Annotated in this window: 22 protein-coding genes; 4 read left to right on the forward strand and 18 right to left on the reverse strand. The window is 62.8% G+C overall.

Features of this window, described 5'->3' with window-relative positions; translation table 11 throughout:
- Positions 1-41: 41 nt before the first annotated feature.
- The 3 genes from R0D99_RS02310 to R0D99_RS02320 all read right to left on the reverse strand — a co-directional run bounded on the left by R0D99_RS02310 (position 42) and on the right by R0D99_RS02320 (position 2,057).
- Positions 42-509 carry a hypothetical protein gene (locus R0D99_RS02310; protein ID WP_317749774.1) on the reverse strand — a complete coding sequence of 156 codons (468 nt, stop codon included), beginning with the start codon at positions 507-509 and terminating at the stop codon, positions 42-44.
- An 82-nt stretch (positions 510-591) separates the two neighbouring features.
- Positions 592-1,455 (reverse strand): nucleotidyl transferase AbiEii/AbiGii toxin family protein, encoded by an 864-nt coding sequence (locus tag R0D99_RS02315; protein WP_317749775.1) that lies wholly within the window; start codon positions 1,453-1,455, stop codon positions 592-594.
- The gene (locus tag R0D99_RS02320) at positions 1,452-2,057 is read right to left on the reverse strand and encodes a type IV toxin-antitoxin system AbiEi family antitoxin domain-containing protein (RefSeq protein ID WP_317749776.1); all 606 of its coding nucleotides are present in this window, start codon (positions 2,055-2,057) and stop codon (positions 1,452-1,454) included. The genes R0D99_RS02315 and R0D99_RS02320 overlap by 4 nt, the downstream gene beginning before the upstream one ends.
- A 226-nt stretch (positions 2,058-2,283) precedes the next feature.
- Here R0D99_RS02320 and R0D99_RS02325 point away from each other — a divergent pair, with 226 nt between their 5' ends.
- The 4 genes from R0D99_RS02325 to R0D99_RS02340 are packed head-to-tail and all read left to right on the forward strand — an operon-like array spanning position 2,284 to position 4,892.
- Positions 2,284-2,940: a hypothetical protein gene (locus tag R0D99_RS02325; protein WP_046432185.1), complete on the forward strand. Its 657-nt coding sequence runs from the start codon at positions 2,284-2,286 to the stop codon at positions 2,938-2,940.
- Entirely contained in the window at positions 2,937-4,145 is a 1,209-nt protein-coding gene (locus R0D99_RS02330) for an XRE family transcriptional regulator (protein ID WP_317749777.1), read from the forward strand. The genes R0D99_RS02325 and R0D99_RS02330 overlap by 4 nt, the downstream gene beginning before the upstream one ends.
- Before the next feature lie 16 nt (positions 4,146-4,161).
- Positions 4,162-4,410: a hypothetical protein gene (locus tag R0D99_RS02335; RefSeq protein WP_020200504.1), complete on the forward strand. Its 249-nt coding sequence runs from the start codon at positions 4,162-4,164 to the stop codon at positions 4,408-4,410.
- Between the two features lie 20 nt (positions 4,411-4,430).
- On the forward strand, positions 4,431-4,892 hold the full coding sequence (locus R0D99_RS02340) for a hypothetical protein (protein ID WP_317749778.1): 462 nt from the start codon (positions 4,431-4,433) through the stop codon (positions 4,890-4,892).
- Between the two features lie 463 nt (positions 4,893-5,355).
- On the opposite strand, the gene R0D99_RS02345 is transcribed toward R0D99_RS02340, so the two are convergent.
- The 15 genes from R0D99_RS02345 to R0D99_RS02415 all read right to left on the reverse strand — a co-directional run bounded on the left by R0D99_RS02345 (position 5,356) and on the right by R0D99_RS02415 (position 16,702).
- On the reverse strand, positions 5,356-5,673 hold the full coding sequence (locus tag R0D99_RS02345) for a phage head closure protein (protein WP_317749779.1): 318 nt from the start codon (positions 5,671-5,673) through the stop codon (positions 5,356-5,358).
- Positions 5,670-5,948 (reverse strand): head-tail connector protein, encoded by a 279-nt coding sequence (locus R0D99_RS02350; protein ID WP_317749780.1) that lies wholly within the window; start codon positions 5,946-5,948, stop codon positions 5,670-5,672. The genes R0D99_RS02345 and R0D99_RS02350 overlap by 4 nt, the downstream gene beginning before the upstream one ends.
- A gap of 132 nt (positions 5,949-6,080) precedes the next feature.
- Entirely contained in the window at positions 6,081-7,580 is a 1,500-nt protein-coding gene (locus tag R0D99_RS02355) for a terminase large subunit (protein WP_317749781.1), read from the reverse strand.
- The gene (locus R0D99_RS02360) at positions 7,577-7,990 is read right to left on the reverse strand and encodes a terminase (protein WP_317749782.1); all 414 of its coding nucleotides are present in this window, start codon (positions 7,988-7,990) and stop codon (positions 7,577-7,579) included. The genes R0D99_RS02355 and R0D99_RS02360 overlap by 4 nt, the downstream gene beginning before the upstream one ends.
- A gap of 3 nt (positions 7,991-7,993) precedes the next feature.
- Positions 7,994-8,401 carry an HNH endonuclease signature motif containing protein gene (locus R0D99_RS02365; RefSeq protein WP_317748368.1) on the reverse strand — a complete coding sequence of 136 codons (408 nt, stop codon included), beginning with the start codon at positions 8,399-8,401 and terminating at the stop codon, positions 7,994-7,996.
- A complete protein-coding gene (locus R0D99_RS02370) occupies positions 8,398-9,576 on the reverse strand; it encodes a phage portal protein (protein WP_317748367.1) in 1,179 nt (392 codons plus the stop codon). The genes R0D99_RS02365 and R0D99_RS02370 overlap by 4 nt, the downstream gene beginning before the upstream one ends.
- Complete coding sequence (locus R0D99_RS02375) at positions 9,567-10,100, reverse strand: HK97 family phage prohead protease (RefSeq protein WP_317748366.1); 534 nt, start codon at positions 10,098-10,100, stop codon at positions 9,567-9,569. The genes R0D99_RS02370 and R0D99_RS02375 overlap by 10 nt, the downstream gene beginning before the upstream one ends.
- Positions 10,101-10,110: 10 nt before the next feature.
- Entirely contained in the window at positions 10,111-11,352 is a 1,242-nt protein-coding gene (locus R0D99_RS02380; protein ID WP_317748365.1) for a phage major capsid protein, read from the reverse strand.
- A gap of 160 nt (positions 11,353-11,512) precedes the next feature.
- On the reverse strand, positions 11,513-12,799 hold the full coding sequence (locus R0D99_RS02385; RefSeq protein ID WP_317749783.1) for an AAA family ATPase: 1,287 nt from the start codon (positions 12,797-12,799) through the stop codon (positions 11,513-11,515).
- Positions 12,796-13,263, reverse strand: a complete 468-nt coding sequence (locus R0D99_RS02390) for a toprim domain-containing protein (RefSeq protein ID WP_317749784.1) — start codon at positions 13,261-13,263, stop codon at positions 12,796-12,798. Before R0D99_RS02390 ends, R0D99_RS02385 begins: the two co-directional genes overlap by 4 nt.
- Positions 13,264-13,628: 365 nt before the next feature.
- The gene (locus R0D99_RS02395; RefSeq protein WP_317749785.1) at positions 13,629-13,913 is read right to left on the reverse strand and encodes a helix-turn-helix transcriptional regulator; all 285 of its coding nucleotides are present in this window, start codon (positions 13,911-13,913) and stop codon (positions 13,629-13,631) included.
- Between the two features lie 170 nt (positions 13,914-14,083).
- A complete protein-coding gene (locus R0D99_RS02400) occupies positions 14,084-14,500 on the reverse strand; it encodes a hypothetical protein (RefSeq protein ID WP_317749786.1) in 417 nt (138 codons plus the stop codon).
- 213 nt (positions 14,501-14,713) lie between these two features.
- A complete protein-coding gene (locus tag R0D99_RS02405) occupies positions 14,714-15,187 on the reverse strand; it encodes a hypothetical protein (protein ID WP_317749787.1) in 474 nt (157 codons plus the stop codon).
- Between the two features lie 3 nt (positions 15,188-15,190).
- Positions 15,191-15,394 (reverse strand): hypothetical protein, encoded by a 204-nt coding sequence (locus R0D99_RS02410; protein WP_317749788.1) that lies wholly within the window; start codon positions 15,392-15,394, stop codon positions 15,191-15,193.
- A 48-nt stretch (positions 15,395-15,442) separates the two neighbouring features.
- Positions 15,443-16,702: a tyrosine-type recombinase/integrase gene (locus tag R0D99_RS02415; RefSeq protein ID WP_317749789.1), complete on the reverse strand. Its 1,260-nt coding sequence runs from the start codon at positions 16,700-16,702 to the stop codon at positions 15,443-15,445.
- Positions 16,703-16,982: the final 280 nt, after the last annotated feature.

A 16,982-nucleotide genomic window follows, 5' to 3' on the forward strand; every position in this document is an offset into this window, starting at 1 on the left:
GTTGCCATCCAGGATGATCGAGAGCCCATTTGGGCTTGAAGTTAAGGCTGGATTCCCCGGGTGTCGATCAAGTCATCTCTTGACGCATCCATCTTGCATGCGCAGGTTTCGCACAGCAGCGTGATTTCAACTACCCAAGAGCCCGGCGTTCCATTGGGAAACTCCGGACGTCTTGTGATCCGGTAGATGCCGGAAGGCAGCGCTGACAAGTCCATCTTTACAGGATCGATGACTACCTGCCGATCGGCGGCGGTAGGTTGTTCCCCTTGATCGCCGTTGGCCTGTTGTTCGTCTCGGTGATTGCGCCAATAGTCGTGATTGCGCTGTGACCACGCGCGCTGGGCCGCCTGCTGGTTGATGCGGTAGTCAGGATCGGATTGGAGTTTTGCCCGCTGCCATTCGCGCTTGCGAGCCCGCTGGCATTCAGGGGCGGAGCAGAACGCTTGGTCGGGAACCTGTGGGCGGGGTTCGAAGGGGTGGCCGCAGTGTGCGCAAAGTCGAGTAGTCATCGTGGTCTCCATGCAAAGTCCGTATGGAGACCGCCACTGACCGTGGCGAAGGGCGCGAAGCAGCTGCCCTATGAAGGGATATTCAACGAGCGACGGTGTTCAACGCGGGGGCCAATGCCACGCTCAAGCGGCCAACGATGGCGGGCAAGGGTTCTGGCGGAAGTTCGTTCTTCTTGAGAAATGCCAGCCACAGCGCCTGGCGCGAAGCGTCGTGCGCAAACTCGTCCGTCAGGCCGACTGGCAGCGCGTCAGGAACCGCCATGCCGCGTCTTTCGAATGTGGCCTTGATCGCTTGGGCCAGCAGATCAGTGTCCAGAGTTTCTCGTTCCAACAGCACCGACAGATCGAAGTAGTCCTTCAGGCGGCTGTTGGTCATGCCCAGCAATGCGATGGCGTGGAGCTTTTCCGCGATGACGGTGTACGTTGGGTAGGCCCGCAGCCGTGGCGCGGGCATTTCCTCCAGCAGTACTGGGTAGACCGAATCAACAGGCGCCGGGGTGACGGCGTCGCCGAAGCCGACATCGATTTGGGTCTTGCAGCGTGCTCTGGCCAGATCGCCTGCAATCATCACGCGAACGCCACCGTAGCCAGCTTCCTTGCGGATCTCCTCGACCGCGACGGAGGCTGGGTCGAACATAATGCCGTCGTCGACCGGTACAGCTGCGATGTCCCGGAATACTTGGGCCACTGACTCCAGATCACTGGCACCGAAACCCAATAGATCGGCATCGCGTGTGGCCCGGTGTGGCATGTCGTACCAGAGCGTGAACAGCAGCGCACCCTTAAGCAGAAAACGGTCCGCGTGCGGCGACTGGGTCAGCCGATAGAGGATGCGCTCCAAGGCATAGCGCACCAGCACCTGATTGAAATCCACGCCTTGCGCCTTGGCGACATTGAGCAGACGCGCACGGACGGATGCCGCGACATTTGGGGTGGCCGCACTCATCCGACACTCTCCAGATAGGGTCGCATCACATTGGTCACGCGGCATATCTTGGCGAAACGCCAGATGTCGTCGACGGAGGCTTTGCTGCGCGCCCGGGCGTCCTTCAGCGCCTCAAGCGCCACATCCAGCCCGATCTTGTTGCGGTGCTTGAAGCAGTCCGCCACGGTCTTGGCCACGCCGTACACCCGGAGCCTGACACCGTCGCGTTCGACTTCCTCAATCCCTGCCGAGTAGGCATCACCCGTGAACTGCACCATCTTGACGGGCGGGTAGTCGACCCGGGGCGGGTGGCTGCCCCGAGGCATGGCGATCCAGATCTGACGCGGCAGCTGTGTGGTCAGCTCATGAAACTGCAGCGCTGTAAGCAGGCAGAACACCGCTTGAGGTACCTTGGTGGCGATGGTGCCAAGGCTCTCGAATTCCGAAACCTGTGCATCCGGCAGACGGTACAGGCCACGCCCCACCTTCTCTAGTAGACCCGCAGCGGTCAGGCGCGTCAGAACGACCCGAGGCGCACTGATGGCGTCCAGATCGCTGGCGCGCAGTAGCCCCTTCTGGCTGGCCAGATCGAGGACGCGTTGATTGTGGGTACTGGAGAGCATGGGTGGAGTATGTTCCGTTATTTCGTCGAATGCAACTTCTGGGAGATAAAACGAAACATTTAGCCCACGTTCTCCCGGTATCGCTGCTGGCAGACGATGCGCTGGGCGCGCTACAAATCGGGGGGTGTTACCGCCTCAATCGCAGCATCCCCTACACGAAAACCTTTTAAGCGAAATTATTTGATGATAGAATCCGCTTGAACGAAATCCGATGACGGAGTTGCCAATGGCCCAGCCGAACCAAGAAACGATCCATGACCTGCTTGTGAGGAATATCCCGCGTGAGCTTGTCATGGGCCTCGAAGAAGCCAAGCTGGTCGGCGCTCAACGTGCCTATGCTGCGGCGCGAGGGATGGATGACGGGCACTTGCCCAGCGTGGTGGGGCAGTTGCGCCACTTTCATATGAACGAGTCCTTCCATCGCGCTCTCGCCGTTGCAGACGCATCTCCCTCACCGCTACGCGGCAATCAGATCGTCACAGGCCGGTCTGGGATCTTCACCTTGGCACGGTTCAACACCAAGTATGGGGTCTGGAACAGCGGGCGGCGTAGCGAAACCCGAAAACAGATGTCCCTGGCGAACGCAGCCATCGAGCCACTGGTTCAACCCGGACTCTTTTCAGGCTACGTGGAGCCATCCCAAGCGGTTGTGTTCGTCGTGGCCTGCTTTGCAGGATCGCTGCACAGCCAGCCGGACACACCCGTCTCCATCGAAATCGCGGTTCCAGATCGCCACATGCAAGGCTGGCTTTTCCGGGAACCCATTGACGCATTCATCAAGCGCTACGACCAGCAGCCGACAGCAGGCCAGGACGATTTGGCTGTGCCGAAGCTGAAGAAGAACATTGGCAAACAACAAGACAAAGACGGAACAGGCTCATGAGCAGGGGTGGTGTACAAGGATTTCAGAAAGATCGACTTAGCCAAATTCTTGCGGCCCGTCGTCTGACTCAAGTCCAGCTGGCCTCGATGGTCGACGTGTCTCCGGCGACCATCAGTAAGTGGCGCGCAGGAACGCAAGCGCCCGAGCGTGATGCGCTTGAACGCCTTGCTGGCGTGGTCAACGTCACGCCGGAGTGGTTTACGCGTGCGCCCGGGGCGAAGTTGTCGTTGCCGCTTTTTCGCAGCAACGCGTCAGCGCACGTCGCTGCACGAGCCATGCTGGAGGCCCGCCTTGAGTGGGCCCAGGACGTGGCGGCTGCCCTGATGGAGTACGTTGACTACCCCGATGTCAATTTGCCCTCTCGTGATTACACCGAGCCGGAGCAGATCACTAACGAGGACATCGAGAAGGCTGCCTGCGAATGCCGGGATCTGTGGCGTTTGGGCCGCTCGGCGATTCAAGACTTGGCGCTGGCCGTGGAAGGCGCTGGGGTCATCCTCGTTCGGGAAGAAACCGGCGTTGCCCAGATTGAAGGGCTGTCGGCTTGGAGCGAGGTATTGGGCCGACCGTTGATCCTCCTGTCCGCCGACAAGGACAATGGTTACCGCAGTCGCTTCGACCTTGCCCACGAAATCGGGCATCTTGTTCTGCATCGTCACATTCAGCGCACGACTGACAGCGCCCGCCACAAACTGATGGAGCAACAGGCACACCGCTTCGCAGGCGCATTTTTGCTGCCCGCCGAAACGTTCGCCAGCGAAGTTCGTGTGCCACCGACTCTGGATGACTTGTTGCTGCTGAAGCGCCGTTGGGGCGTGTCGGCGGCGGCGATCATCATGCGGCTCAAGGCACTTGAGATGCTGGATGAAGATGGTGCTTTGATGCTTTTCAAGCGTCGCTCTGCTCGGTGGGGTGCGAAATCAGAGCCCGGAGACGAGGATCGTCGCCCAGAGCAGCCACGTCTGCTTCGTCGCACCATCGATCTGTTGGTCGAAGAGAAGGTCATGCCTTTGGACGCCATCCCGAGACACATCGGACTGGCTGCGGGCGACGTGGAAGCACTCGCCGGATTGCCTGAAGGCTACTTCCAGGGCAAAACCAATATCGTGGAGTTTGCGCGACTGAAAGCAACCCAGAAGCCGGTTGATGACCAACCAGCCCAAGGCAATAAGGTGGTGCCATTCCGGCCCGTCTCCAAATCCTAATGTGAAAGGAGCAGCGATGTCCAAGAACACAAAGCAGACGTCCTCACGAATTGGTCGGCTGGCGTCGGAAACGCTGCAAAGCAGCAGTTCGTCGCAAGTGGCCAAGAGTCTGGCCGCCTCGGCACTGTCTCAGCGCAGCGGCGACAAACAGACCGGTGCCCAGATGGAAGACAAGGCCGCACGCGTTTTGGCCAGCGACCGGTACGCCAAAGAGACGAAAGAACTGGCGGCTTCGGTTCTGTCCCAAGCCAACAAGCAGCGCTGAGCCAGGGAGTCGAGTCCCTCATGTCACACGATCTGAGCGACTCGCAACTGAAGGATCTCTGGCGTCAGGGAAAAATCCCGGTCGTCTTCAAGCGCAATAAGCCACTTCCGGTCCTGGCGCGCATTCCGTTCGCCGAAGGGAACATGGAGTGGCTGCGGGATGGCCGGCGCTTGAAGCCCGATTGGTGTGCGCAGTTCAAAGCCTGGGAAATTCCGACGGCGTGGTTCGACAGCGTGATCAAACTTGCGCTGAGGCGACACCAAGAGGTCTACGTGATCCAGTTGTACCGGGAGCACCAGAAATGCGCTCCAGCATGCTGGAACGCGGAGGGCTTTCACTGCGAATGCTCCTGCATGGGGGAGAACCACGGCGGTGGTCATCCAGGCGGCAACTGGTACGAGGTTTCCGAAACCTTTGCCGTGTCCTGGGGGCAGCAGCGCTATTCATGCCGCCATCTGAAGGTCAAGAACCCCGGGCGCTGACCTTGGCAGCGCAAGCTATCGAAGGTCGGAAATGCGCGGAGACAGCCAAAGTCCACCCGGACCTCCGCATCGTATATAATCTCGCCTACGGTGTCCTCGCCGGTGAGGCAGGAAGGTTCTCTCTAGTAGGGGACTACACCACCAAATCACTGTTTTGGGTAGTCCAGTAGCGTCTATCTTAAACACTAAGCCCTAGGTGTATCAAGCACTTAGGGCTTTTTTTCGTCCGAAGGTGTCCAGGAACGGCCAGCGACAGCCGGCCCATTAGCGGGGTAAGAAAGCGGGGAACTCGGCGATTACCCTGCCGATGGGGTAATTTTTACCCCGTTCACGCCACCTCCCCTGCATACCCTCAGGAAATTTTTCCTGAGGGTATGGCGACCTCGCGTCTGTGCACCTACTGCACCAAAAGTGTTCCCACATCGGAACAGTTTTGAGGTCTGGCACCCTGCCGTCTGTGCACCTACTGCACCCGCTTGCACATCAAGTGCAGCTCACGCCCGGCGCTGCGCACGTCTGCCACATGCGTGATGCCGTAGAGCGTGCCCGAGTGGTTCACGCGCATCGCTGACGTGACGCCCGGGCGATACCGCAGCCGCACGCGCGCAGTCACTTCGCTGACGGCGGCCATTGCCGCGATGAATTCCCGGCCCGCCATCGGCTCCACGGCGGCCCAGGCGGTCAGGAACGGCGCCCAGGTGTCGACCGGCTGACCGAACTCGTCCTGTCCCTGCACGCGCTGTTCCAGCGTGATGCGCTGGTCTAGCTGGCCGGCCCTCATAGGCTCATGCCCCGGTGCGGGTTCCACAATTGCCGCGCGGCCTCCAGGTGCTGGCTGCGCTTCACCGGGTCGCCGTCGAAGTCAGCCTGCACCATCAAGATGATGCCGGTCGCCACGTCTTCACTGACCATGACGGTCTCGCCTGCCGCTGGGATGGGCAGGTCTGCGAATTGCAGGTATTCCAGCACCGCGCTGTCGATAAGCCGCTGAATCAGCGCATCGCTGTCGGTGCCGTCGATTCGCAGGTGTTGCTTTGCTTGCTCAAGGATAGGCATTCACAGTCCTTCTGAATGGGTGCCGGTCGCGCCATTTCCACGTAGGCCACCGGCTTTCGGGGTTTTCCAAGGCGCGGCACTCACCGACTAATCCGCGTCCGGAACCGCCTTGCGGCGCCCACCGGCAGGGGGTCAGACGAAACAGAACTCATTGGCCACATGGCCCGCGTTCTCACCAGCGGCCACGGCGGCGCCAATGGCCATTGCCAGCGCCTGCATGCCGTCTATGCGGCCCGTGGCGCGGCTCTTGTCCAGCTTGCGCGCGCCGGTCGGGTCTTTCGTCACCACGGCATTGGCGGCGCACATCGTCAGCACCGGGTGCATGCCGTGGGCAATGCGCTGGTTCAGCAGCTCGGCTTCCAGCGCATCCAACGCGGGCGCCATGTCCTTGTAGCCCTGGCCCCACGGCACCAGCGGCAGGTCGCAGCCCACGCGCTCCAATTCCCTGCGCAGCAGGTCGATGCGCCAGCGGTCGTAGGCAATCGCCTGCACGTCCAGTCCCGACAGCATCGCGGCCATGTCCTGCGCGACGATCTCGTAATCGACGGTGGCGCCTGGCGTGGTGCGCAGGTGGCCCTGGCGTGCCCACACGTCATAGGGCGCCCGGTCGCGGCGCGCGCGCTCGAGCAGCCCTTGCTCGGGCGTCCAGAAGTGCGGTTGAACGTGCCACACGCCATCGGCCTTGCCGACGATCACCAGCGCGGTCAGGTCGGTGCGGGCGCTCAGGTCAAGCCCAGCCCACACGGGGCCATCAAACGGCTGCACAGCGGCGCCGCACGCCTTCCACACGTCAGGCGCCACGAACGGCGACTCGGTGCTGACGCGCTGATTCAGCAGCAGATTGCGGGCGCTGTTTTCCATGCTCGGCATGCGCTGCGCCTGCGTCAGTTGGTCGCGCAGGTCGTCCAGGCTGCGGAACACGCCCAGCGCGGGATTGGCGGCCTGCCATGCGCTTTCGTCCATCAGCTCGCAGCCCTCGGGCGCGGCGTACACGCGGCAGACGATGCGCGGGTCGTTGCTGGTCTGCGCATCGTCAATCCAGATGCTCAACAGGTCGGCATCGCTGGCGGCCTGCGTGCTGATGGCGATCAGCAGCGGTTCGGCATGCGCGCCCTGGCTGGTGGTGATGGCGTCCACGAAGTCGGATTGCGGCCCGCGCACCTGGCCCACTTCGTCCAGGATGGCCAGCACCGGGGACAGCCCGTGCGCGGTCTTGCCGTCAGCGGCCAGCGCGCGGTATTCGGTGTTCATCGGCAGGCCGATCAGGCGCTTGCCGCTGGGGATGATCCGCACCAGCTCCGACAGCTCGGGCGACAGCCGCACCATGTCGCTGGCCAGCTTGAACACCAGCGCGGCTTGATCGCGGCTCATGGCGCCGGATACCAGTTGCGCATTCAGCTTCGCCTCGGGGCCGACCAGGTGCGCCAGTAGCAGGCCGGCAATCAAGGCGGTCTTTCCGTTCTTCCTGGCCAGGCTCAGGATGGCGCGGCGGGTGCCGTGTTCGTTGTCGTAGATCGAGCGGATGAAGTCGCGCTGGAAGTCGGCCAGCACCAGCGGCTTGCCCACATGCTCGCCATCGGGCGTGCGGCAATAGCGCTCGATGAAGGTGACGATGCGGGCGGCGCGGGTCATACCGCCCGCAGCCTCGGGATCAGGTCGTCCTCATCCTGGCTGCGCACGTCGCGTTCCAGCGTGGCAGCGTTCACCATGTCGGCAGCACGGCCCACGGTTGCAGTCGGATGCACGGCAACGGCACGCGCCAGGGCCATGGCCAGCCGCGTCAGCTTGGCGTGTTCGTCGCTGCCGACGGGCGCCGATTCGATGGCGTGCTGGGTGCGCGCCAGATTGGCGGCCAGCACCAGGTCGCTGTCCGTCCAGGTGTCACGCGGGCGGCTGGTCACGATGGCCCGCCAGAACGGTTTGCACGGCTCGGGCAGGGTGACGTAGCCCGGCGGCTCCAGCGGGCCTTGTGCGGCGTTCTGGTGCGCCTGAACAGCGGCCTTGGCGCTGTCCGATCGGTGACGGCGGGGCGTGGGCTTCATTGCCTATTTTTTAAGCAGGTAGCGATGATTCGATGGACAGGGGGCGGTCTGGTCCTGGCGGTTGCTGGTGATTTTTCGCAGCAGCGCGGGCAGCGGCTCGCTGTTCCACGGATGATTCGGGTCAAGCGGCATGCCGTGCGCGTCGCAGCCCATCGGCACGCGCTTGCCTTCATCGGCGGCGGTCTTGCGCGAGTGGCATTCGTGGCACAGAGGTTGCAGTGACTCGCGCCGGTTGTCATCGGCGCCATTCATGTGGTCAACGTCCGTCGCCCGCACGATCAACCCACGGGCCTTGCAATGCCTGCACAGCGGTTCATCGGCCAGCACGGACGCGCGCAGTCGCTGCCAGGCTGCGCCATTCAAGGGCAGCGTGCGGCGCGGGTCTGCATCGCGTCCGCTGCGCTTGCTCATGCCGCGCCCTTGGGTGGCGGATTGGGCCGGTAGTGGGTGGCCTTGATGGCGGGCAGGTTTTCCAGCTTGCGGGCCTCGGCAGGCAGCAGCCAGCCGGCCCCGATGCCGGATGCGTAGAACGCGGCGCGCACTTCGCTGTCACCCCGCAGCAGCCCCTCCGCGCTGAACTCGGGGTAATACAGGCGCTTGCCCGCATCGGTCAGCAACTGGCGGCTGATGGCGCCTTCCCATGCGGCCATGTGGCGGCCCAGGCAGTGCGTGACGAACCAGCGATTCACCTGCACGGCGTTGCTGTAGTTGGCCTCGCCCAGGTCGGCCAGCAGCGGCGGCGGCACCTTGAAGATGCGGGCCACTTCCTGCACGCTGAACTGTCGGGCGGCGATGTACTCGGCATCCTCAAGGCTCATGCTCAAGGGCACGAAGTCGGCGCCTTCCTCAAGCACGGGCGTGCGGCCCGCATTGGATGCGCCCGCGTACTGCGTCTGCCAGGATTGCTTCAGGCTCTCGCGCTGTTCGGCCTTCAGCTTGCCGGGCATCTTGATGATGCCGCTCAGCTTGGTGCCATTGGTGAAGTTGGCCACACCGTGCTGCGATTCGGCCAGCGCCAGCTCGATCACGCTGCGCGCAGCCTGAATAGGTGACTGGCCGATCAGGGGATCAGGCCCAGCGCGGTGGCGCAGGTGAAACACTTCATCAGGCAGCAGGCGCTCGCGCTTGCCGTCGCGGTCGGTGTAGTCGAACCCGCCGATGGCGTCCCCCTTGCGCAGCACGTTGACGCGCTCGGGCGCCAGCGGGATCAGCGCACGCACCTGGCCATCGTTGCCCCGGATCACGCGCGCGTAACTGTTGCCGTGCAGCAGCATGGCAGCGGTCATCCATTCGATGAACTCCTGCGAACTCTGGTGCTCGTTCGGCTCGCGGTGCAGGCACTTGTGCAAGGCGTGGTCATCGGCGGGCGTGCGGCTGTCATCGCCGCGCTTGTACAGGCGCAGCGGTAGGGTGCCGATGGCCTCGGATATGACGGCGACGGCACCATAGACGGCGGCCACGGACTGCGCCGACTCGGGCGTGATGCTGGCCGTGCGCAGGGCCTGGAAGGCGGCCCAGGTGTCGTTCGGATTGGTGGCCCGGCGTTCAAAGCCCAGGGCGCGGGCGGTGCGTTCGATCAGTCCCATACACAGGTTTCCAGCCAAAGGGCGCGCGTGTCGTTGCTGCGGATGGCCTGGCGCGAGCGCAGGGCGACCGTGGTGTCGGCATAGGCCGGGTCTGCCGTCAGGGTGATTTCCACCAGGTCAACGTCGAGCAGCTCGCGCACCAGTTGCGCGCCGCGCTGTTCCCAGCGGTCGCCGCCATCGCGCACGCGAAAGCCGAATGAACAGCCCGCCACGTCGCCGCGATCCACCAGAATGGCCAGGTCGCGGCCATGCGTGGTGTCGGGCAGGGCCAGCTCGAAGGCCAGCCCCTTGGTGTCTTCGCGCAGTTGCAGCGTGCCCCCGCGCGTGGTGCCCAGCAGGGCATCGCCCTGATGGTGGTACAGGGCGCGAATGTTGGTGCCGCTTTGCAGGGAATTGCGAAAGGCGCCATTGCGGATCACCTCGACGAAGTCGCCCAGAACGGCCTCGCTGTTGAAGATCGCGGCGTAGCCGGTCAGCGTCTTGCCGTTGCTGCGCAGCTCGCCAGTGGAGCGGACTTCCAACATTCGCAGCCCCTTAGGCGATGGCCAGGTCTTCCACCACCACGAACGCTTCGGGGCGGCGCACCACGGCATCCATCGTGTGCAGGATGCGCAGTTGAACGTCGCCTTTTTCGTAGTAGCCAGCGGCGTAGGGGTTGGCCAGCACTTCGGTGGCGCCCCATTCGCCGATCACCATTTCGCTGAAGTCGCCGACGATCATGCGGCCCTTGGCAGGACTGCCTGCCTTGGCATCCAGCTGGTTGGTGACGTGCGCGGCCAGGCCGTTGACGGTGCCGCCTTGCAGGATGTATTCGGCGCCTGCGGTGGTGCTCTTGAGCGTGGCGCCCAGCTTGGTGGCCACCTTGGCGTGCGTCAGGATGGCATTGGGCGTGACGTTGACCAGCGCCAGCTTTTCGAACACGGCCAGCACGGCGGCCCAGTCGAGCGTCGCCAGGGATGCGGTCTGCACGCCCGACACGTTCAGGATGCCCACCGGCTGCTTGGCGGCGGCGGTGCCGTGAATCAGCGCCTTGTCCACGGCCAGGCCGATCACGGCGGCGATATCGTCGCGCAGCAGTTGCTCGATGGCCGGATTGCTTTGCAGCGCCAGTTGGCGGCTGAACGCGGTCAGCGCACCTACGTGCTTCGGTTCCATGCGGATGCTGGCGTAGCCCGGATTGCTTTCCGTCAGCGGGTCGCCCTCGTTCAGCCAGTACGCGGTGCTGGCGCTGGCCGCCTTGGGGATCACCACGTCGCCACGCAGGCCGGACAGCACACGGGCGCCCAGGCTGCGCACGATGGTCGAATTGCGCAGCAGGCCGATGAATTGGTCGGCGCGGTTGTCGTCGGGCACGATGGCGGCATTTGCCGTGGTGGTCATCGTGGCGCGCTTTTCAAACACGCTCGACGGGATCAGCACGCCACCGTGGCGCGCCTCGATGCCCTGGCGCTTGGCCTCTTGCTGGAACTCGGCCAGTGCGCCCGTGACGGCGCGTTGCTCGATCTGCGCGCGGATGGCGTCGGTGACGTTGACGGCGCCTTCCATGTCGGCGCGCGGCTTGTCGGCAGGCTGGCCCAGGCTGCGGCGCTCGGCATCTTCCAGGAACTGCGCGCGTTGCTCTTGCGCCTCCAAGCCCTGAATCTCGCCCTTCAGCTTGTCGAAGGCGGCGGTTTCGTCGGCAGACAGCGGGCGGTTCTCGCCCTGGGCCTTGGCCAGCACGGCGCGCATCTCGGTCACTTTCAGGGCGCGGGCTTCGCGCAGGTCGTTCAGTTTCATCGTGGTCTTTCTTTGCAAAGAATGAAGATGAACTGAGATGTAGCGCACTTCAGAAACAGTAGCAAGCTACAAAAAATCTAGCGGACGTGCCAGGACTGAGCAGGACTATTGCTGTTGGGCGGGCGCAAAAAAGCCCGCACTGGGCGGGCTGGTGTTCATGTCAGTGCGGCCCTGCCGGTGTCACTTCGATGAACTCAATATCGATCACATCCGCCGGCCTTCGTCGCGTTCTAGGTCTCCGCGTGGCTTCCAAAGATTCCAAAGATTCCAAAGATTCCGTTTCCCGTGAGAGGGAATCTTTGGAATCTTTGGGCGGTCTAGTGGAATCTTTGGGCGGCTCGGTCGGCAGCTCGGGGTCGGTGCCGCCGGGCAGGCGCAGATACCAAGCGCCTTGGTAGCCGCCCTTCTTGCGGATCACTCCCAGTTTGTTGCCGGCGCGCCAAATCTGCTTCTTGTTGAAACCGTGGCGCGCAACCGCCTTGGTTGCCACGTCTGATGGCGTCCAGCAATCGGCAGTCAATTCCGCGCGAAGCAGCGTACTGGCGTCGGTCTCGGCTTCCGCTGCCATGTCGTCCGGGTCGGTCAGCAGCTCGCGCGCTGTGCCGTCCACTGCATTTCCCCAGGCGACATGCGAAGCGAATACATCGGTTTGAATCTCGGTCTGTTCCAGGTGGTATTCAAAGCCGCCATCGTCCGGCCCGATGTTTGACTTTGCCCGCGCCAGCACGCGCAACGGCTTGTCATCTTCACTCTGCACCTTCGCGGCCACCATCACCACCCGCGCCAGCGCAGTGAAGGCGATGGAGCCGATCACGCGCATGGAAGGATCGGTGCCTTGCCCACCCTTCTGAAAGTGCGTGATGCCGATCAATGCGCACCGGCATTCAGCGGCCAGATCAACCAGCGGTTGCAGCCCGCGCCGGGTTTCCGTGTTCTTGTGGCTGTCGCCCGTCACGGCTCCCACGATGGGATCAACGATCAGTAGATCGATGCCGCCGGGCATGCTGGCGATGCACTTGCGCAGTTTCTCCATGTCGCGTGCCGGATCGAACGCCTGCTCCTCGCCGTCAACGCGCGTGCCCTTCACAAAGTAACAGCGGGCCATGTCGGCGCCGGATGCGAGCAGGCGCGGCGCCAGCGTGTCGCTGGGATCATCCTCGCCGCTGTAGATCAGGACGTTGCCCGGTTTACAGCCAGCGCCGTCAGGCCAGTGTCCGCCACTGGTGACGGTGGCAGCGAAGGCCAGTGCAATGGTGGTCTTGCCCTGTCCCGGTGCGCCGGCCAGCAAGTGCAACTTGCCCCGCGCCAGCCAATTCCGCCACAGCCAACTTACCGGGACGATGCGCAGGTCGGAACCACGCTCGATCACTACTCCGTCAGGTTGCGGCGGGCGCACTCGCTCGGCGTTCTGTAGCACATGCTCGATTGCTTCACGCTCTTTGCTCATGCCACCCCCTGCACCACGTCGTTCAGGTCGTTCAGTTCCTGGCGGGTAACCCAAACATCTACGCCCAGCTCGGCCCAACGGGTGGAACAGGCGTGTGCAGCGGCGATGCCGGCCGGGTCGTTGTCGCAGGCAATGACAAGCGTCTCGATGCCAGCGAGCGGGGGAAACTTGGCCAAGTGACCGGCGTCGATCAGTGCCCATACAGGTGCATGGCCCCATGCCAGCGACAGCGCGGTTTCGATGCCCTCTGCGATGCCAAGGCCGTAGGTCACGGCTTCGTCGGGCCACAAGCGAATCACGCCATTGCGCAGTTCGTGGCCGGCCAGCGGCAGACGCGCCGGATTGGCGGCCTTGGTGCCGTCAGCATTGATCCAGGTGCGATGCAGCGACTTCGCTTTGCGGGTGTGTACATCCGTCACCAGCGCCACCAGCGCGGGGCCGGTGTGGCCGCTGGGATGCTTCACGGCAGGGTGCCAGCGTAGATCACCGTCCGAAGGGGGGGATCACGCAACGTCGAGCGTTCAAGTAATCCACCGCAACCCCGGAAAGGGTCTTGCACTGGTGCCAGAAACCGATGCCCCAGTCGGCCAGTACCGTGGCTTTCGCGGGCTTAGGTTTTTTTACACAACGTCGAAGCGAATCCGGTGTCCTATGGGTGCCTACGAACCCACACCGAAAGCAATGAGCCACCATGCCGCCTTCAGGCTTCACAGTGACGCTCAGGGCGGTGTCGCGCGGCCCACGGTCGCAGACGGGGCAGGGCAGGCGATGGTCGCCCACGGCCAAGCCCGGCGCGATGGCCTCTTTCCAAGCGATCATGCTGACCCCCTTACTTGGCGGCCAGTTCGGCGATCAGGCGGTTAACGTCGCTCTCGCGCCATGCGCTGGTTTTCGGCCCCAGCTTGATCGGCGGTGGGAATTTGCCGTCCTTGACGCCCTGATACCAGGCGCTTCGGCTGATGGGCACGCGCGACAGAACTACGTTCAGGCGCAGGAGTTTCTCCGGCGATGCCGGGAAGGTGGTCGTTGCAGTTGCCATATGGCCCTCATGAAAGACTGACAAGGGCTTACGGCTACCGATTGCCGCGTTACGCGCGTAGTCGGTATGATGCATCTCTCTGCCCAGAGGCTGCATTGCCGTAAGGTGATGTGGCGGATTGCCCCGGTCGCCTGCCAGCTTCCGGGGCTTTCCTTTTGGATGTGTTTATGTCCAGCCACGCAATCTATTGTGCATTGTGTTTAAAGCGCCGTCATGGAATAAACCTGTGGATAACGGGTACGAACTCAGCCAGTTCGTTCCCGCCTAAGTTGAGCTAGCGCGTGCTTGAAGTGCTTTTCGACGGTGTCCCAAGTTCTGCCGTATCGCGTGGCAAGGTCACCTATGGCGGCTTTTCGCTCTCGGATCAGATCGGCCCTGCTATCGCCCCGTTGCTGTCGTTTGTGGTGTGAAATGGCCGCAATACGGATGGCTTGATGCTCCCAAAAGTCTAGCGTGCTTCGCTTGCGTCGAGCAGGCGGGGCCTTAACAGTGCCTGCTAGGACGCCAGCTATAAAGTCTCGAATCTTGGCCGGCAGCGGAAAATCGTATTCGCGCAGCCGCTCACAGAATTCGTAGGGGTGGCCACGATACAGATTGACCAGCGCGGTCGTCCATATTGTTTCCAATTCAAACCGTTCTTCGTCAGGATCAATCGAGCTCATTGCCATGCATCCAGTATTGGGACGGGTTGCGGTACATGTCGGCGACCTTGATCTTGTAGTAGTCGTGCACGGTGCGCCAGCATCTGCATGTGGTCGGCGCGGATGTCGTTGTCCTTGTGGTCGAAGCTGGCGAACAGGATGTGGTGCCGGCGACGTTGATTGGCGTGGTCTGCATGTGGGTGCCAGCCCCGGCGTGCAGGGCTGGCGGATGGGTTAATACAAACCTAGACGGTGTTCGTCGTGCCAGCGACCAAGCATCCTGTTCACCTTGTCGATACAGTCTCGGTAATGATCGCCCTCCTTGGTGCCCGACTTAATCCAGGTACGTGCTGCCGACAGGCCGAACTTCACCTCGCCGCGCAGTGAGTCCATCTGGCAGAGGAACGCGCGCACTATCTCGAACGCCTGCCACAGCTCCGGCTTCTCGGCCACGATGGCATTCAGCATGTCGTTGATTTGGTCGCGCGACATGTAGATGATCTTCACATCGTAGTTTTTGCCGTTGCACGGTTGGACGCCACGCCAGATAGGCGGCAGCTTGTAGCCCGATATCGTCAGGTTTTCTTCGGTGACGGTTGACGGGATCAGGTACGGGTCAGACGGCGGCGCCTTCCGCCCTCGGTTGCCGATCACCGGCACCATGACGATATCGTCGTCACTCTCCTCCACGGTCTTTTTCTTGGCCATGGTTCAGCCCTCCTTCGCCAGCCGCATGCAGTCCCGATCCAGGCGCATGCCAATGTTCAACAGATTGCCTTCCAAGCGCACCAGGGCGGCGCGCAGCGGGCTATCGGTGACGCCCCCGATCAAACGCCCCAGCGCCATGATCTCGTCTTGCAGTCGGCCTATTCCGGCCTCTACGTCCCGCAACGGGATAGCATTCACATCAGCCATTCTCAAACTCCTGTTTTGATAGTGGTCAGGGGCCGAAGTGACCTTCCTTCACTTCGGCCCCGCCTGTTGCCCCGCATGATCCGGCGCAGGGCTTGCCGGTTTCTCTCTCAGTCGGTCAAGGTAGTCCGCCCACGCTTGCAGCATGGTGCGACGTTGATCCAGGAATTCCGTGCGGTTGTAGGCGCGGCCTAGGCTGTCGCTGACGGTGTGCGCCAGTTGCGCTTCGATCACCGCGCGGTCAAAGCCCAGGCGCTCGTCAAGGATCGTCCTCGCGGTGGCCCGGAACCCGTGGCCGGTCATATCTTTCTGTGTGTCGAAGCCCATGCGGCGTAGCGCAGCGTTGACGGTGTTTTCAGACATGGCACGTTCGTGGTCGCGCTCGCCTCGGAACACGTACCCGCCTGGCCCGGTCAGCGGGTGCAGATCGCGCAGCAGTGCAACGGCCTGGCGCGGCAACGGCACGATGTGCGGATCGCCGTGCATCTTCCCGGCTTTCTGTCGCTTCATGCGCTCGGGTGGAATAGCCCAGGTGGCGGCATCAAGATCGAACTCAGGCCACTGAGCAAACCGCAGCTCGCCCGGCCGCAGCATCAGCATGGGCGCCAGTTGAAGGGCGGTACGCACGATGTGCGTGCCGGCATAGCCATCAATGGCGCGCAACAGGCCCGCCAGTTCGTCGGGGTTGACGATGGCAGCCATGTGCTTCACCACGGGCTTGCGCAGGGCGCCGCGCAGGTCGCGGGATGGGTCGCTCAACACACGGCCAGTTGCCACGCCGTAGCGGAACACCTGCCCGCAGTTTTCCATTGCACGGTGCGCTGTCTCGATGGCTCCCCGGCGCTCGATCCGGCGCAGCACGCTAAGGAGCGTGGGCGGGTCAATCTCTGCGATGGGCATGTCGCCCATGTGCGGGAACACATCCACTTCAAAGCGCCGCATGATCTTTGCGCCGTAGCTGTCGGCCCATTCGCCGCGCTTCACGTCGTACCACTCGCGGGCTACCGCTTCAAAGGTAGTGGCGGCAGCATGGTCGCGCTTCAGCTTGGCCTGGCGCTTGGCGTCGTTCGGGTTGACGCCCTCGCGTACCTGCTTGCGTGTGGCCATGTGCTTCTCTCGCGCCTCGGCCAGTGTGACTTCGGGATACTTGCCGTAGCTGACGGTGGTTTCGCCGCGTGGCGTGCGGATGCGCCATTGCCAGTACATGCCGCCAGCAGCAGTGACGCGGATGAAAAGGCCGTCCCGGTCGCCGTACTTTCCCGGCAACGGTTTGGAGCGAAGATGACGTAACTTGGTGTCTGTGAGTGACATAAAACCCCCTGCACAGTGTAGGGGGTAAAGCTGGGGTAACGCTGCTTTCCGAACTCAAGAAACCTAGGTTTCATGCGGGTCACAGCCTATCTTTCGATAGAGCCCCAGCCACCAGTCAATAAAAGAAAGCCCGCTACGTTAGTCGTAGCGGGCTTTCTTTTATTGGCTCCAATGTCATGGCTGGTGTAAGCACAATTTCACGCAGCGCCGGGTTTCCCTGTCGTCCAAGACGCCGCAGACAACCAACTTAAAGCGGCCGCCGACCGGTAGTGATCGGGCG

The organism is Ottowia sp. SB7-C50 (assembly GCF_033110285.1).
Taxonomy (GTDB): Bacteria; Pseudomonadota; Gammaproteobacteria; order Burkholderiales; family Burkholderiaceae_C; genus Ottowia.

Excerpts from the sequence above, each read along its gene's own strand:
- R0D99_RS02310 (WP_317749774.1), bottom strand. The coding sequence starts at position 509 with ATGACTACTCGACTTTGCGCACACTGCGGCCACCCCTTCGAACCCCGC.
- R0D99_RS02315 (WP_317749775.1), bottom strand. The coding sequence starts at position 1,455 with ATGAGTGCGGCCACCCCAAATGTCGCGGCATCCGTCCGTGCGCGTCTG.
- R0D99_RS02320 (WP_317749776.1), bottom strand. The coding sequence starts at position 2,057 with ATGCTCTCCAGTACCCACAATCAACGCGTCCTCGATCTGGCCAGCCAG.
- R0D99_RS02325 (WP_046432185.1), top strand. The coding sequence starts at position 2,284 with ATGGCCCAGCCGAACCAAGAAACGATCCATGACCTGCTTGTGAGGAAT.
- R0D99_RS02330 (WP_317749777.1), top strand. The coding sequence starts at position 2,937 with ATGAGCAGGGGTGGTGTACAAGGATTTCAGAAAGATCGACTTAGCCAA.
- R0D99_RS02335 (WP_020200504.1), top strand. The coding sequence starts at position 4,162 with ATGTCCAAGAACACAAAGCAGACGTCCTCACGAATTGGTCGGCTGGCG.
- R0D99_RS02340 (WP_317749778.1), top strand. The coding sequence starts at position 4,431 with ATGTCACACGATCTGAGCGACTCGCAACTGAAGGATCTCTGGCGTCAG.
- R0D99_RS02345 (WP_317749779.1), bottom strand. The coding sequence starts at position 5,673 with ATGAGGGCCGGCCAGCTAGACCAGCGCATCACGCTGGAACAGCGCGTG.
- R0D99_RS02350 (WP_317749780.1), bottom strand. The coding sequence starts at position 5,948 with ATGCCTATCCTTGAGCAAGCAAAGCAACACCTGCGAATCGACGGCACC.
- R0D99_RS02355 (WP_317749781.1), bottom strand. The coding sequence starts at position 7,580 with ATGACCCGCGCCGCCCGCATCGTCACCTTCATCGAGCGCTATTGCCGC.
- R0D99_RS02360 (WP_317749782.1), bottom strand. The coding sequence starts at position 7,990 with ATGAAGCCCACGCCCCGCCGTCACCGATCGGACAGCGCCAAGGCCGCT.
- R0D99_RS02365 (WP_317748368.1), bottom strand. The coding sequence starts at position 8,401 with ATGAGCAAGCGCAGCGGACGCGATGCAGACCCGCGCCGCACGCTGCCC.
- R0D99_RS02370 (WP_317748367.1), bottom strand. The coding sequence starts at position 9,576 with ATGGGACTGATCGAACGCACCGCCCGCGCCCTGGGCTTTGAACGCCGG.
- R0D99_RS02375 (WP_317748366.1), bottom strand. The coding sequence starts at position 10,100 with ATGTTGGAAGTCCGCTCCACTGGCGAGCTGCGCAGCAACGGCAAGACG.
- R0D99_RS02380 (WP_317748365.1), bottom strand. The coding sequence starts at position 11,352 with ATGAAACTGAACGACCTGCGCGAAGCCCGCGCCCTGAAAGTGACCGAG.
- R0D99_RS02385 (WP_317749783.1), bottom strand. The coding sequence starts at position 12,799 with ATGAGCAAAGAGCGTGAAGCAATCGAGCATGTGCTACAGAACGCCGAG.
- R0D99_RS02395 (WP_317749785.1), bottom strand. The coding sequence starts at position 13,913 with ATGCATCATACCGACTACGCGCGTAACGCGGCAATCGGTAGCCGTAAG.
- R0D99_RS02400 (WP_317749786.1), bottom strand. The coding sequence starts at position 14,500 with ATGAGCTCGATTGATCCTGACGAAGAACGGTTTGAATTGGAAACAATA.
- R0D99_RS02405 (WP_317749787.1), bottom strand. The coding sequence starts at position 15,187 with ATGGCCAAGAAAAAGACCGTGGAGGAGAGTGACGACGATATCGTCATG.
- R0D99_RS02410 (WP_317749788.1), bottom strand. The coding sequence starts at position 15,394 with ATGGCTGATGTGAATGCTATCCCGTTGCGGGACGTAGAGGCCGGAATA.
- R0D99_RS02415 (WP_317749789.1), bottom strand. The coding sequence starts at position 16,702 with ATGTCACTCACAGACACCAAGTTACGTCATCTTCGCTCCAAACCGTTG.